This window comes from Bartonella sp. CL70QHWL (assembly GCF_042194855.1).
Taxonomy (GTDB): Bacteria; Pseudomonadota; Alphaproteobacteria; order Rhizobiales; family Rhizobiaceae; genus Bartonella.
In genome coordinates this window covers 1-597 of the sequence record NZ_JBHINJ010000132.1, presented here as the reverse complement: position 1 = coordinate 597, position 597 = coordinate 1, and the positions used below count along the sequence as shown (strand labels likewise).

1 protein-coding gene is annotated in these 597 nt (G+C 41.4%); it reads right to left on the bottom strand.

Going from position 1 to position 597, the window contains the following annotated elements:
* On the bottom strand, nt 1-597 hold a 597-nt coding region (locus tag ACFIJZ_RS10120; protein WP_375632047.1), incomplete at its 3' end, for a lambda exonuclease family protein.

Sequence of the window (597 nt, the reverse complement as noted above, 5' to 3'; positions counted from 1 at the left end):
TATCTCTCGTTCTATCTCTGCTAAAAAGGTTTCAACAGCTTGATTGATCTGTTCAATTTGTTGATCATCACGGAGAATACGCTTGACTTTCATGCGTAAGTGAAAGAATTCCCCCGTAAAACGTGGGTCATAGCTTACGAAATCACACCATTTTCGTTCTGTACAAGCCATTTGGAATTGCATTTGTGCGTGATATTCTGGTTTGATTTCGTCACCTATACAAAAGCGCATATGTGTTACTGATCTCGGGCATTTGACTTCGATTAAACCGTCTTCTCCAATGAGACCATCGGGGCTAGCCCCCGCCATTTCTATTGTGGGGTGTTGGATAAAGCCGCATTTTGTTATATCGGCATCATAAATGAAGCCATATTCTCTCAAGGCATCATCTTCATGCTCAATACCCCATCTCATATCTTCAGTTTCATAATAGGGGCTTGTTTCGCCTGTTAAGCGCTCTGTTATGAGTTTGATTTTGTAGTCTTCATATTTGCTCGTAGGCAATCCTTTTGTAGTTTTACTGAGTACGCTGTAAATGTTTGATGCGGTGACTTTACCCAAGCGCGCTTGAAACCATTCTGCTGTTCTTTGTTCCAT